Origin of the sequence: Klebsiella sp. R390 (assembly GCF_051131745.1) — a bacterium.
In the GTDB taxonomy this organism is placed as follows: domain Bacteria; phylum Pseudomonadota; class Gammaproteobacteria; order Enterobacterales; family Enterobacteriaceae; genus Klebsiella.
Genome location: NZ_CP180445.1, coordinates 3298864 through 3312332, shown reverse-complemented (window position 1 = coordinate 3312332; position 13469 = coordinate 3298864). Strand labels below are relative to the sequence as shown.

The window sequence follows — 13469 nt, the reverse complement described above, 5'->3', positions numbered from 1 at the left end:
GTTGTCCGCATCCGTTCCACAGCGTTATTCGCGACAGGATAACGCTGGCTACCTCTGATAAAACAAAAAAATAAAGGACCTGTGCCCCATGAACAAAGCGCTCAATGTTTCATTGCTCACTCTCTTTATCTCTCATAGTGCCCTGGCGGCAAATTACGCACTGAATAACGACAATATGGCTTTCTCATTCGATGATGCCAACTCTGCGGTGGTCGTTAAAGATACCCATTCCAGCCATCAGCTCTCGCCTCAGGAGCCGTTCTTTCTGACCCTGCCGGATGAGACCGTTATCCATACCGCTGACTTCAAAATCAAACAGGTTGAAAAAAAAGAGAACGCGCTGGTGGTGGAATACACCCATCCTGATTTCAACGTCACCATGACGCTGAACCTGCTGAAGGGTAAGTATGCCAGTATCGATTACACTATTGCCGCGGTCGGCAAAGCGCAGAACGTCGCGAAAATCACCTTCTTCCCTACCAAAAAGCAGTCGCAGGCGCCCTACGTAGATGGCGCAATTAATAGCTCGCCGATTATTGCCGATACCTTTTTCATGCTGCCGGATAAACCTATCGTCAATACCTACGCCTATGAAGGCACCACGAACCTTAACGTCGAGCTAAAAACCCCTATCCAGCCGGAAACACCGGTCAGCTACACCACCTGGTTTGGTACCGTAGCGGAAACCAACCAGCTCCGCCGCAGCGTAAACCTGTTTATTGATGCCGTACGTCCACGTCCATACAAGCCTTATCTGCACTACAACAGTTGGATGGATATCGGCTTCTTTACCACCTACAGCGAGCAGGACGTGCTAGGACGGATGGATGAATGGAATAAAGCGTTTATTACCGGTCGCGGCGTACCGCTGGATGCTTTCCTGCTGGATGACGGCTGGGACGATCGTACCGGACGATGGCTATTTGGTCCGGCGTTCAGTGGTGGTTTCGGCAAGGTTAAAGAGAAGGCTGACAGCATGCACAGCTCTGTCGGTTTGTGGCTCTCACCGTGGGGCGGCTACAATAAGCCGCGCGATATTCGCGTTTCACATGCCAAAGAGTATGGTTTTGAAACAGTTGACGGCAAACTGGCACTCTCCGGGCCGAACTACTTCAAAAACTTCAATGAACAAATCGCCGGTCTGATTAAGAACGAGCACATCACGTCCTTCAAACTGGACGGGATGGGTAACGCCAACTCGCATATTAAAGGTAGCCCATTCGCTTCCGACTTTGATGCCTCTATCGCCCTCTTGCACAACATGCGCAGCGCCAATCCGAATCTGTTTATCAACCTGACGACCGGTACCGATGCCAGCCCATCATGGCTGTTTTATGCTGATTCTATCTGGCGCCAGGGAGATGATATCAATCTGTATGGTCCCGGGACGGCAGTGCAACAGTGGATGACCTACCGCGATGCAGAAACCTACCGATCAATCGTGAGAAAAGGCCCGTTATTCCCGCTAAATTCCCTGATGTATCATGGAATTGTGAGTGCGGAGAATGCCTATTACGGGCTGGAAAAAGTGCAAACGGACAGCGATTTTGCCGATCAGGTATGGAGCTATTTCGCCACGGGTACCCAGCTACAGGAGCTTTACATCACACCATCGATGTTAAACAACGCCAAATGGGACGTGCTGGCACAAGCCGCAAAATGGTCGCGTGAAAACGCGCATGTGCTGGTAGACACCCACTGGGTCGGCGGCGATCCGACTGCGCTTGAGGTCTACGGCTGGGCTTCCTGGAACAAAGACAAGGCCATATTGGGCCTGCGTAACCCTTCTGATAAGCCGCAAAACTACTATCTGAATCTGACGAAGGACTTTGAAATCCCTCGTGGAGAAGCGACGCATTTCACGATGAAAGCCGTCTATGGCAGCAACGCAACGCTTCCGGAGAATTACCAGGATGCCGTCGTGGTGACGCTACAGCCACTGCAAACGCTGGTCTTTGAAGCAACACCGGTGAAATAAAAGCGAACCGGCCCGGTTTACCGGGCCGCTCTTTTACCCCTGCTGCTCCAGGGCATACTTATACAGCGCGTTTTTCTTCACGCCGTGAATTTCGGCGGCCAACGCAGCGGCTTTCTTCAGCGGCAGTTCCGCCTGCAGCAACGCCAGGGTACGCAGCGCATCTGCGGGAAGCGCTTCTTCCTGCACTTTAAACCCTTCGACGATCAGCACCATTTCGCCTTTACGACGGTTCTCATCCTCTTTCACCCACGCCAGCAGCTCCCCAATGGGTGCGCCGTGGATCGATTCCCAGGTTTTGGTCAGCTCGCGCGCCAGTACCACATAGCGGGATTCGCCCAGTACCGTACAGATATCTTCCAGGCTTTCCAGCAGGCGGTGCGTTGATTCATAAAAGATAATGGTGCGCGGTTCTTCTTCCAGCGCCTTCAACGTATCGCGACGGCCTTTTGATTTGGCGGGCAGGAAGCCTTCGTAGCAAAAACGATCGGAGGGCAAGCCAGCTGCGCTCAACGCCGCGATTGCCGCACACGGCCCCGGTAGGGGAACTACGCGAATATTTGCTTCGCGGCAGGTGCGTACAAGGTGATAGCCCGGATCGTTGATCAGCGGCGTCCCGGCGTCCGAAACCAACGCAATGTTCTGTCCGTCTTTCAATTTCGCCAGAAGTGTTTCAGCTTTTTGCTGCTCATTATGGTCGTGCAGCGCAAATAAACGGGCGTTAATCGCAAAATGCTGGAGCAACAAACCGGTATGACGGGTGTCTTCTGCCGCAATTAAATCAACAGCTTGCAACACCTCCAGAGCACGTTGCGTGATATCAGACAGATTTCCTATCGGAGTGGGCACAATATAGAGCTGTCCCTGAGAATTATCTGCTGATTCGTGTTGTTTCATTGTCTCGTCCGTATTGCCGAATTAATATTGAGCATTGAGCCAAAAAAATATCACTGGATACATATGGTACCGTCAACATTTCTTCGTTCTAAACCCGCGCGTTGTCTGCCCGTACTGCTGGCCGCTCTGATCTTTGCTGGCTGCGGCACCCATACCCCGGATCAAAGCACGGCGTTTTTACAGGGTACAGCACAGGCAGATTCCAGTTATTACCTGCAACAAATGCAGCAAAGCTCGAATGATAGCAAGACCAACTGGCAATTACTCGCCATTCATGCGCTGCTGCAGGAAGGTAAAAAACAGCAGGCCGTTGACCTGTTCAACCAGCTACCATCAAATCTCAACGCCGCACAGGCCCGGGAGCAGTCCCTGCTGGCCGTGGAAGTAAAACTGGCGATGAACGATTTCCAGGGCGCCCAGGCGCTGCTGGATAAGCTTGATCCGGCCAGCCTGGAGCAACATCAGCAGTCGCGTTACTGGCAGGCGCAAATCGATGCCAGCCAGGGCCGCCCGTCTATTTCTCTGCTACGAGCGCTCATTGCCCAGCAGCCGCTGCTGACTCAGCCGAAACAGCAGCAGCAGAATATCGATGCCACCTGGAAAGCGCTCACCACCATGACCCAGGATCAGGCCAACGCGCTGGTGATCAACGCGGATGAAAACGTCCTGCAAGGGTGGCTGGATCTACAGCGTATGTGGTTTGATAACCGCAACGATCCCACCATGCTCAAAGCCGGTGTGAAAGACTGGCAGACCCGCTATCCGCAGAACCCAGGCGCCAAAATGCTGCCGACGGCGCTGGTGAATATGCAAAATTATCAGCCGGCCTCGGTCAATAAGATTGCCCTGCTGCTGCCCTTAAACGGCCAGGCCGCCGTATTTGGCCGTACCATTCAGCAAGGATTTGAAGCCGCCAAAAATGGCGCGCCTGTCGTCGCCGGCAGCGCCGTTCCTGCGCAGGTCGCCCAGGCGGCAAATGTCGCAACCAACGACGTCGTTAGCCCTTCCCAGGCCGAAGTAACCGACCTGACCACCACCGGTACCACCCAGGCGCCGGTGCAGGCCCCGGCCGCCGACCAGGCCCCGCCGACGACAACGCCAGCTCCGGCTACCACCAGCGATACCACCGCCACCTCAACCGAACAACCCGCGGTCACTACGCCTGCGGTTCAGGGCGTGGCGGCGACCCCGGCCAACCCGGCGGCAGAACTGAAAATTTATGACACCAGCTCTCAACCGATGAGCCAGCTGTTAGCGCAGGTGCAGCAGGACGGCGCGACCATCGTCGTCGGGCCGCTGCTCAAAGATAACGTCGAGGATGTTATCAAGAGCAATACCTCGCTGAACGTGCTGGCGCTGAACCAGCCGGAGAAAGTCGAAAACCGCGCGAATATCTGCTACTTCGCGCTGTCGCCGGAAGATGAAGCCCGCGATGCGGCGCGTCATATCCACGATCAAGGTAAACAAACGCCGCTGCTGCTGGCGCCGCGCGGCGCCCTCGGCGATCGTGTGGTAAGCGCTTTCGCTAACGAATGGCTAAAACTGGGTGGCGGAACCGTCCTACAGCAGCGTTTCGGCTCCACCGCCGAGCTGAAATCCAGCGTGAACAGCGGTATCTCATTGACCGGTACGCCGGTGTCAACGCTGCCGTCAGCGCAGGACAGCACCCTCGGTAGCGCGGAAGATGTGCCAGTCAGCAGCTCAGGCGGCGTTGATGCGACCTGGATCCTCGCCACACCAGAGCAGATTGGCTACATCAAACCGATGATTGCTCTGCGCAACGGCAGCCAAAGCGGCACCACCCTGTACGCCAGCTCCCGCAGCGCTCAGGGCACCGCAGGCCCCGATTTCCGTCTGGAGATGGAAGGTTTGCAGTATAGTGAGATCCCGATGCTGGCCGGCAGCAACCCGGCACTGATGCAGCAGGCGCTCTCTGCCGTACGTAACGATTATTCGCTGGCTCGCCTGTATGCGATGGGGGCGGATGCCTGGTCGCTGGCTAACCATTTCTCCCAGATGCGCCAGACCCCGGGCTTCGAGCTGAACGGCAATACCGGCGATCTGACGGCCACGCCTGACTGTGTGATCACCAGGAAATTGTCATGGCTCAAGTACCAGCACGGACAGGTCGTCTCAGCCAACTAACCAAGCAGACCGGCGACGCCTGGGAAAACCAGGCGCGTCGGTGGCTGGAAGATCAAGGACTTCGGTTTGTCGCCGCCAACGCCCGTGAGCGAGGCGGCGAAATTGACCTCATCATGCGCGATGGTGTGACCACCGTGTTTGTGGAAGTGCGCTATCGTCGCAATGCCCGCTACGGTGATGCTGCCGCCAGCGTCACGCAAAGAAAACAACAAAAGCTCCTGCAGGCCGCCCGTCTGTGGCTCTCCCGGCATAATGGGAGCTTTGACACTGTGGATTGCCGTTTCGATGTGGTAGCCTTCACCGGAAACGACATCCAATGGCTGAAAAACGCCTTTGGCGAATAGCGTAAATGAATTAAGGGATCCCGTGCTCGATAGAATTAAAGCCTGCTTCACTGAAAGCATTCAAACCCAAATTGCAGCAGCGGAAGCACTCCCGGATGCCATCTCCCGTGCGGCCATGACGCTTGTGCAGTCGCTGCTTAATGGCAACAAAATCCTCTGTTGTGGCAATGGCACCTCTGCCGCCAACGCACAGCATTTTGCTGCCAGCATGATTAATCGTTTTGAAACAGAGCGCCCTGGTTTACCCGCCATTGCACTAAATACCGATAATGTGGTCTTAACCGCAATTGCCAACGATCGCCTGCATGACGAGATTTATGCCAAGCAGGTGCGCGCGTTGGGTCACGCAGGCGATGTCCTGCTGGCGATCTCCACGCGCGGCAATAGCCGGGACATTGTGAAAGCCGTTGAAGCGGCGGTGACCCGCGACATGACTATTGTCGCGCTGACCGGCTACGACGGTGGTGAGCTGGCAGGTCTGTTGGGCCAGCAGGATGTCGAGATCCGCATTCCTTCTCATCGCAGCGCGCGAATTCAGGAGATGCATATGCTCACCGTCAACTGCCTGTGCGATTTGATTGATAACACGCTTTTTCCACACCAGGACGATTAAGGAGAACACATGAAGGCTCTCTCGCCCCTCGCCATCATTCTGTCTGCACTACTGCTACAAGGATGCGTTGCCGCAGCGGTAGTCGGAACCGCAGCTGTCGGCACCAAAGCCGCCACGGACCCGCGTACGGTCGGAACCCAGGTTGATGACAGCACGTTGGAACTGCGCGTCAACAGCGCGCTATCGAAAGACGAACAGATTAAGAAACAGGCGCGGATTAACGTCACGGCCTACCAGGGTAAAGTCCTGCTGACCGGTCAGTCACCGACATCAGACCTTTCCGCACGCGCGAAACAAATTGCGATGGGTGTCGAAGGGACCACGGAAGTGTTTAACGAAGTCCGCCAGGGTCAGCCGATTGGCTTAGGCACCGCCTCTTCCGATACGTGGGTTACCACCAAAGTGCGTTCCCAACTGCTGGGGACCGATCAAGTGAAATCGTCGAACGTCAAAGTGACAACCGAGAATGGCGAAGTGTTCCTGATGGGGCTGGTCACCGATCGCGAAGGTCGTGCAGCGGCGGATATCGCCAGCCGGGTCAGCGGCGTGTCTCGCGTGACAACCGCCTTTACCTACATCAAGTAAGTCTCAGGCCCCCGGGGCGGCGCTACGCACCGCTCCCGGGAAGGCCATCAGATTAAAGCGACTCCCCCAACTACCGCACCGCACAATGCCACCAGCCCACCGGTCAACCACAGCGCCTTCGCCGGAAATGCCTTATGCAGCATAATCAACGACGGCACGCTGACCGCAGGCAGGGTAATCAGCAGCGCCAGCGCTGGTGCAACCCCCATTCCCGCCAGCATCATGGTCTGCACGATAGGGATCTCTGCCGCCGTCGGGATAACAAACAGACAGCCGGCAATTGCCATCGCGATAACCCAGAACAGCGTGTTACCAACCACGCCATCGGCATGTGGGAACAGCCAGACACGTGCGGCACCCAGCACCAGCACCGCCAGGATATAGACCGGGATCGTGCTCCAGAACAGCGTCCACAGCGCGCTCAGCCAGCGGGAGAAAAAGTGGCCTGGTTCGCTCTCGTCGATAACGGGCACGGTTGAAGGCTCTGTTGCCGCCTCTTTCACCCATTTTTGAACCAGCGTCGCCACAATCAGCACCGTCGCCAGCCCCGCCACAAGCCGAATCAGCGCAAACTGCCAGCCCAGCACAAATCCCATGAACACCAGCGTCGCCGGGTTCAGCAGTGGGTTGCCCATCCAGAACGCCAGCGCACCGCCCATCGACACCCGTTGCTTACGCATCCCCGCCGCCACCGGCGCGGCGCAGCAGGTACACATCATGCCGGGAAGCGCGAACAGCGCGCCGGAGAGCGTCCCGAGAAACCGCGTTTGCCCCAGCGTGCGTAGCAGCCAGTTGCGCGGGATCAGCACCTGAATCAACGAGCCTAGCAGGACGCCAAGCACCGCCGCTTTCCAGACCGCCAAAAAGTAGACCAGCGCATAGTCCCATGCCGCTTTCAGCGGGTTGGCGTCAGCCTGAGCGAGGATAGATTTGCCGATGCTGTGGGTTTCTGCAGCCGTAAACGCTTTGCCGTAGTACGGCTGCCATTTAACGATCCACAGACCCACGATCGCGACGAGGAAAAAGAGTGCGGGTTTCCACCATTGAAACGGTGTTGCCGCCTGAGATGAAGACTGACCAGCCATAGCATTCCCCAGGAAAAATGTGGTGATAACGTGAAGCGCAGAATACTACGCTTCGCTGGCCGCAATTTCACGCAGTTTTGCCGAGGGCAGAATCGTAACACCCTGCTGCGCGGGCGCAAGCGCTTCGCTCAGCATCACCTGGGCCACATCCCTGGCGCGGATTGATTTCCAGTTCCCCGGCAACAGGCTGAACAACGGCGCCAGCAGCGCTTCGTTGGCCCGGGTTTTTTCGCGTTCCCCAAGCAGCATCGAGGGGCGCAGGATTGTCAGTTGCTGCCACGGCTGCGCGCGCAACGCCGCTTCCATCTCACCTTTTACCCGGTTGTAGAAAAACATCGAATGCGCATCGGCACCCATCGCGCTGACCACCAGCATATGCTTCGCGCCGAGGCGCAGGCCCGTCAACGCGGTATCCACCACCAGCGTGTAGTCCGCCTGAACAAATGCGGCTTTGCTGCCCGCATCCCGCCGCGTGGTACCCAGACAGCAGAACACGATATCAATCGGATCGACCACCTGCGCCAGCGCATCGCTCAGCTGCGGGTCGTGAGGATTGAACACCCCTGCGGCATCCGCCAGCGGGCGGCGGGTTGCTGCGGCGATCGCCGTGATGCCCGGCGTCTGCATCAGCATTCGAAGTAAGTGCCCACCAACTAACCCGGTCGCCCCGGTAATCAAGACCCGACTCATCCTACCTCCAGAAAAAATCACTCTACCGCGGCGGCAACCGCACTCTCCACAGTATGCAGTCAGTATGAGATTCTGCACGCCTGCCGGGTTTTACGCGCCTTCGGCATCGCGTAGCCAGTGCAGTTTGGTGCCAAAGCCCAGGGTATTATCGGTAAATTTAAGTTCATCAGGACGGATTTCCCAGACTGGCGCTGGCAGCATCCTGGCCACCGGAAAACGGCTGACATAGCGCTTGCGCATCGCCGCTTCCTCGTCGCCAGAAAGGCGGCGGATTTCACCTTTAAACTGGACGCCACGGATCAGAGCGACGGTTTTCGGCTGGCCATTCACGGTACCGGCAACCTGCGCGCGAGGGCCGCTCATCCGCCCGTGTCGGGTGTTGTCATCGCTGAGGAGATAAAAGGCGACGCGTTGCGGGTCATACACATAAAACGCGTTGGCGCACCACAATTCGCCCTCGCTGGCAACACACCAGGTAATAACGTGCTGTTTGCTCAGCCAGCGGCCGATCGCAGCAAGCGTATCCATCTTTACTCTCCAGTATGCTATGGTGCATCCACCTTAACATACCGATCTTGCTACCGTGCTCTGGTTTCTTTATTTGATACGTACCGCCGATAATCGCCTCTATACCGGGATTACGACCGATGTCTCACGTCGTTTTTGCCAGCATCAGGAGGGTAAGGGGGCGAAAGCGTTACGGGGAAAAGGTGTGCTGCAGCTGGCGTTTAGCCAGGAAGTTGGTGAACACTCACTTGCACTACGGCTCGAGTACCGCATCAAGCAGCTAACGAAGCGCCAGAAAGAGCGCCTCGTTGCCGGTGATGGTTCTTTCGAGACCTTGCTGGAGAGCCTCAGAAGCGGTTGAAGTGGTCGCTGTACTCCACCAGGCCATGCACGCCTTCCAGCGCGTCTTCGGCCAGAGGACGAACCTGAAAAGCCTCGGCGGTATCTGGCCAGCGGCAGCGCAGATCGAAACGGGCTGCCGACTCAAAGCCCAGGCGGCCGTAGAAGGCCGGGTCACCTAAAGTGACGACAGCGGCATAGCTAAATTCATTCAGGGAATCCAGCCCTTCGTAAACCAGCTGGCTGCCGATACCCTGCCCGCGGTAGTTTTCGTCCACCGCCAGCGGGGCCAGACCAACCCATTGCAGCTCTTCGCCTTCGACAGAGACCGGGCTGAAGGCAACATAGCCGATAATCTGCCCTTCGTCGTCGGTCGCGACCACGCCGAGCGTGATCAGGCCGTCTTCACGTAAATCGTGCACCAGCTGTGCTTCAGCCTCATTGCCAAACGTACGACGCAATAAGGCGTCGATTCCCGGTGCATCAATCCCAATTTCAACTCGAATCAGCATGCCTCACCTACCGATGTCTGTTCAGGTTTCTGCGGGCTGCTTAGCCCGGCTTCAACAAAGTCCGCCATTTGCAGCAGCATCACGCGTAGCGCTTTCGGCATCTGCTCCAGCTCGATGGCATCCATCAGGTTTTTTACATACAGCCCCAGCTCGGTATCGCCTTCAATCACCAGCCGACGCTGGAAAAACAGCGTATCCGGATCCTGTTTACGCGCGGCAATCATCAGCAGATCGCTGGCATCGGCGCTGAAGCTCACGTCGGCCTGCGCCATTGAGCTAACGACCAGCCGTCCTTCGCTCACCGAGGTATACCACAGCAGACCGATATCACGCACATTAATACTTAACCAACGGCCTTCGAGAAAATCCAGCTCGCCATCTTCCAGTGCCTGACGGAACTGCCAGCTTAACACCTGCTCCAGCACCTGGCGCTTGAGGGCAAAAGGCGCCAGCTTAACCGGCACGCTCAGTAAAGACGGGCCAAAGTGGACCAGCCGGGAACGCAATTTATCCAACACAAGCCTTACTCCATGAAAGCAATAGTTTCACTATTGTGCCATATCAAATAAACGACATAGCGGCGTAAATCAACAAAATCGCGTCGACAGGTTCCTATTATTGAATCCGTCAATACGCTTTTAACTGCCTCAAATCAAGAATTGTCACCAGAAGGTTAACTAAAATCCCTGCTCATTAACCCTAATTAGCGTCCCTCCGGGCCGCATTTTTCCAGGAAAAATTATGGAGCTGCTCTGCCCAGCCGGTAATCTTCCGGCACTTAAGGCGGCCATCGAAAACGGCGCCGATGCCGTCTATATAGGGCTGAAAGATGACACCAACGCCCGCCACTTTGCCGGTCTGAATTTCACCGAAAAGAAACTGCAGGAAGCCGTCAGCTTTGTTCATCAGCATCGTCGTAAACTGCATATTGCGATCAATACCTTTGCGCACCCTGACGGTTACATCCGTTGGCAACGTGCGGTAGACATGGCAGCACAGTTGGGTGCCGATGCCTTAATTCTGGCCGACATCGCCATGCTGGAGTACGCCGCCGAGCGCTATCCGCACATTGAGCGCCACGTTTCGGTGCAGGCCTCAGCCACTAATGAAGAGGCGGTGCGTTTCTATCACCGTAATTTCGACGTCGCCCGGGTGGTATTGCCACGGGTGCTCTCGATTCATCAGGTGAAGCAACTGGCGCGCACCACGCCGGTTCCGCTGGAGGTTTTCGCCTTCGGTAGCCTGTGTATCATGGCGGAAGGCCGTTGCTATCTCTCCTCTTATCTGACTGGCGAATCGCCAAATACCGTCGGCGCCTGTTCACCTGCGCGCTTTGTTCGCTGGCAACAAACGCCTCAGGGGCTGGAGTCACGCCTGAACGAAGTTCTGATTGACCGTTATCAGGATGGCGAAAACGCCGGCTATCCGACACTGTGCAAAGGCCGCTATCTGGTGGATGGCGAGCGCTATCATGCGCTCGAAGAGCCAACCAGCCTGAATACGCTGGAGCTGCTGCCGGAACTGATGGCGGCGAATATTGCGTCGGTGAAAATTGAAGGCCGTCAGCGCAGCCCCGCCTACGTCACCCAGGTCGCGAAAGTCTGGCGCCAGGCGATCGATCGCTGCAAAGCCGATCCCCAGCACTTTGTCCCGCAGTCCGCGTGGATGGAGACGCTCGGCGCAATGTCTGAAGGGACGCAAACCACTCTTGGCGCCTACCACCGTAAATGGCAGTGAGAAACGTGATGAAATATTCGTTAGGGCCGGTGCTTTACTACTGGTCAAAAGAGACGCTGGACGATTTTTACCAGCAGGCAGCCAACTCCAGCGCCGATACCATCTATCTGGGCGAAGCGGTATGCAGTAAACGTCGTGCCACCAAAGTGGGTGACTGGCTGGAGATGGCAAAAGCCCTCGCCGGCAGCGGCAAGCAGGTGGTGCTCTCCACTCTCGCGCTTGTACAGGCCTCCTCGGAGCTAGGCGAGCTGAAACGCTATGTCGATAACGGCGAATTTCTGATCGAAGCCAGCGACCTCGGCGTGGTGAATATGTGTGCCGAGCGTCGACTGCCGTTTGTCGCCGGTCATGCGCTCAACTGCTATAACGCCGTCACCCTGCGTTTACTACAGAAACAGGGGATGGTGCGCTGGTGCATGCCGGTTGAGCTTTCCCGCGACTGGCTGGTGAACCTGCTCGCGCAGTGTGAAGAGCTGGGGATCCGCGATCGGTTTGAAGTGGAAGTGCTGAGCTACGGCCATCTGCCGCTGGCCTACTCTGCCCGCTGTTTTACCGCACGCTCCGAAGACCGCCCGAAAGACGAATGCGAAACCTGCTGCATTAAGTATCCGAACGGGCGCAGCGTGCTGTCACAGGAGAATCAGCAGGTCTTCGTCCTGAACGGTATCCAGACCATGAGCGGCTATGTGTACAACCTGGGTAACGAGCTGGCATCGATGCAGGGGCTGGTTGATATGGTACGCCTGTCGCCGCTTGGCAATGAGACCTTTGCTATGCTGGATGCCTTCCGCGCCAATGAAAACGGCACTTCACCACTGCCGCTGACCGCCAACAGCGATTGTAACGGTTACTGGAAGCGGCTGGCCGGGCTGGAGCTGCAATCCTGAAAAAAGCTCACTTTGTTAACAACACGTCTCGTTTTTTCATGCAGTATTAACGCTGCAGCTTTTCTGGCTGGCGCCTGCTGAATGCGCCAGGCTGGAAGAAGACCTTCAATCTGATGACGATGCTGTAACAAAGTGAGCCTTTATGACTGACAAATCTATTCCGTTCTCGGTGCTCGATCTGGCGCCGATCCCACAAGGATCTTCTGCACAAGAAGCCTTTTCCCACTCTTTGGATCTCGCACAGCTGGCTGAAAAACGCGGCTATCAACGCTACTGGCTGGCGGAGCACCACAATATGGTCGGGATCGCCAGCGCAGCAACGTCGGTGCTTATCGGCTATCTTGCCGCCAACACCACTACGCTGCACCTGGGCTCCGGTGGCGTCATGCTGCCCAACCACGCGCCGCTGGTGATTGCCGAGCAGTTTGGTACCCTGAATACGCTCTATCCCGGACGAATTGACCTCGGCCTTGGCCGCGCGCCGGGCAGTGACCAGCCGACAATGCGCGCGTTGCGCCGCCATATGAGCGGAGATGTCGACAATTTCCCGCGCGACGTTGCCGAACTGGTGGACTGGTTTGATGCCCGCGATCCTAATCCGCACGTGCGCCCGGTGCCCGGCTACGGGGAAAAGATCCCGGTGTGGCTGCTCGGTTCAAGCCTGTACAGCGCCCAGCTGGCGGCGCAGCTTGGGCTGCCTTTTGCCTTCGCCTCACACTTCGCGCCGGACATGCTGTTGCAGGCCCTGCATCTCTACCGGACGCAATTCAAACCGTCAGCGCGGTTAGCACAGCCGTATGCCATGGTGTGCATTAATATCATTGCTGCCGACAGCAACCGTGATGCGGAATTCCTGTTTACCTCGATGCAGCAGGCGTTTGTGAAACTGCGCCGCGGCGAAACCGGCCAGCTACCGCCGCCGGTGGAGAATATGCACCAGCTGTGGTCCGCGTCTGAGCAGTACGGCGTGCAGCAGGCGCTGAGCATGTCGCTGGTCGGGGATAAAACGAAGATTCGCCATGGGCTGGAATCTATACTGCGTGATACCCAGGCCGATGAGCTAATGGTGAACGGCCAGATCTTCGATCATCAGGCACGGCTGCATTCGTTTGAGTTAGCGATGCAGGTGAAAGAGGAATTGCTGGGTTAACGT

General features: G+C 56.8%; 15 protein-coding genes. 9 read left to right on the top strand and 6 right to left on the bottom strand.

Annotated features, from left to right (window positions below):
• Window positions 1-88 precede the first annotated feature (88 nt).
• Entirely contained in the window at window positions 89-1978 is a 1890-nt protein-coding gene (locus ACMYSP_RS15475; protein ID WP_434582944.1) for an enterotoxin, read from the top strand.
• A gap of 33 nt (window positions 1979-2011) precedes the next feature.
• On the opposite strand, the gene rsmI is transcribed toward ACMYSP_RS15475, so the two are convergent.
• Window positions 2012-2872: a 16S rRNA (cytidine(1402)-2'-O)-methyltransferase gene (gene rsmI / locus ACMYSP_RS15470; protein WP_434582943.1), complete on the bottom strand. Its 861-nt coding sequence runs from the start codon at window positions 2870-2872 to the stop codon at window positions 2012-2014.
• Window positions 2873-2935: 63 nt separating this feature from the next.
• Here rsmI and ACMYSP_RS15465 point away from each other — a divergent pair, with 63 nt between their 5' ends.
• The 4 genes from ACMYSP_RS15465 to dolP are packed head-to-tail and all read left to right on the top strand — an operon-like array spanning window position 2936 to window position 6559.
• Entirely contained in the window at window positions 2936-5017 is a 2082-nt protein-coding gene (locus ACMYSP_RS15465) for a penicillin-binding protein activator (protein ID WP_434582942.1), read from the top strand.
• The gene (locus tag ACMYSP_RS15460) at window positions 4975-5361 is read left to right on the top strand and encodes a YraN family protein (RefSeq protein ID WP_434582941.1); all 387 of its coding nucleotides are present in this window, start codon (window positions 4975-4977) and stop codon (window positions 5359-5361) included. Before ACMYSP_RS15465 ends, ACMYSP_RS15460 begins: the two co-directional genes overlap by 43 nt.
• A 22-nt stretch (window positions 5362-5383) precedes the next feature.
• Complete coding sequence (diaA, locus tag ACMYSP_RS15455) at window positions 5384-5974, top strand: DnaA initiator-associating protein DiaA (protein WP_002918211.1); 591 nt, start codon at window positions 5384-5386, stop codon at window positions 5972-5974.
• Between the two features lie 9 nt (window positions 5975-5983).
• Window positions 5984-6559, top strand: a complete 576-nt coding sequence (gene dolP / locus ACMYSP_RS15450) for a division/outer membrane stress-associated lipid-binding lipoprotein (protein WP_123756348.1) — start codon at window positions 5984-5986, stop codon at window positions 6557-6559.
• Between the two features lie 47 nt (window positions 6560-6606).
• Here the strand turns inward: dolP and ACMYSP_RS15445 are convergent, their stop codons facing one another.
• The 3 genes from ACMYSP_RS15445 to ACMYSP_RS15435 all read right to left on the bottom strand — a co-directional run bounded on the left by ACMYSP_RS15445 (window position 6607) and on the right by ACMYSP_RS15435 (window position 8862).
• Complete coding sequence (locus ACMYSP_RS15445) at window positions 6607-7644, bottom strand: permease (protein ID WP_434582938.1); 1038 nt, start codon at window positions 7642-7644, stop codon at window positions 6607-6609.
• A gap of 45 nt (window positions 7645-7689) precedes the next feature.
• On the bottom strand, window positions 7690-8334 hold the full coding sequence (locus tag ACMYSP_RS15440) for an NAD(P)H-binding protein (RefSeq protein WP_434582937.1): 645 nt from the start codon (window positions 8332-8334) through the stop codon (window positions 7690-7692).
• Between the two features lie 90 nt (window positions 8335-8424).
• Entirely contained in the window at window positions 8425-8862 is a 438-nt protein-coding gene (locus ACMYSP_RS15435) for a YhbP family protein (protein ID WP_434582936.1), read from the bottom strand.
• 55 nt (window positions 8863-8917) lie between these two features.
• Between ACMYSP_RS15435 and ACMYSP_RS15430 the strand changes: the two genes are divergently transcribed.
• A complete protein-coding gene (locus tag ACMYSP_RS15430) occupies window positions 8918-9202 on the top strand; it encodes a GIY-YIG nuclease family protein (RefSeq protein ID WP_434582934.1) in 285 nt (94 codons plus the stop codon).
• Here the strand turns inward: ACMYSP_RS15430 and ACMYSP_RS15425 are convergent.
• Together ACMYSP_RS15425 and ubiT are read right to left on the bottom strand one after the other, a co-directional pair.
• Window positions 9189-9692 carry a GNAT family N-acetyltransferase gene (locus ACMYSP_RS15425; protein ID WP_434582932.1) on the bottom strand — a complete coding sequence of 168 codons (504 nt, stop codon included), beginning with the start codon at window positions 9690-9692 and terminating at the stop codon, window positions 9189-9191. The two genes, ACMYSP_RS15430 and ACMYSP_RS15425, sit on opposite strands and share 14 nt — an antisense overlap.
• Window positions 9686-10210 carry a ubiquinone anaerobic biosynthesis accessory factor UbiT gene (ubiT, locus tag ACMYSP_RS15420; protein ID WP_434582930.1) on the bottom strand — a complete coding sequence of 175 codons (525 nt, stop codon included), beginning with the start codon at window positions 10208-10210 and terminating at the stop codon, window positions 9686-9688. The genes ACMYSP_RS15425 and ubiT overlap by 7 nt, the downstream gene beginning before the upstream one ends.
• Window positions 10211-10433: 223 nt before the next feature.
• Between ubiT and ubiU the strand changes: the two genes are divergently transcribed.
• The 3 genes from ubiU to ACMYSP_RS15405 all read left to right on the top strand — a co-directional run bounded on the left by ubiU (window position 10434) and on the right by ACMYSP_RS15405 (window position 13466).
• Complete coding sequence (ubiU, locus tag ACMYSP_RS15415; RefSeq protein ID WP_434582929.1) at window positions 10434-11429, top strand: ubiquinone anaerobic biosynthesis protein UbiU; 996 nt, start codon at window positions 10434-10436, stop codon at window positions 11427-11429.
• An 8-nt stretch (window positions 11430-11437) separates the two neighbouring features.
• Window positions 11438-12316 (top strand): U32 family peptidase, encoded by an 879-nt coding sequence (locus ACMYSP_RS15410; RefSeq protein ID WP_434582927.1) that lies wholly within the window; start codon window positions 11438-11440, stop codon window positions 12314-12316.
• A 142-nt stretch (window positions 12317-12458) separates the two neighbouring features.
• The gene (locus ACMYSP_RS15405; RefSeq protein ID WP_434582926.1) at window positions 12459-13466 is read left to right on the top strand and encodes a luciferase-like monooxygenase; all 1008 of its coding nucleotides are present in this window, start codon (window positions 12459-12461) and stop codon (window positions 13464-13466) included.
• Window positions 13467-13469: the final 3 nt, after the last annotated feature.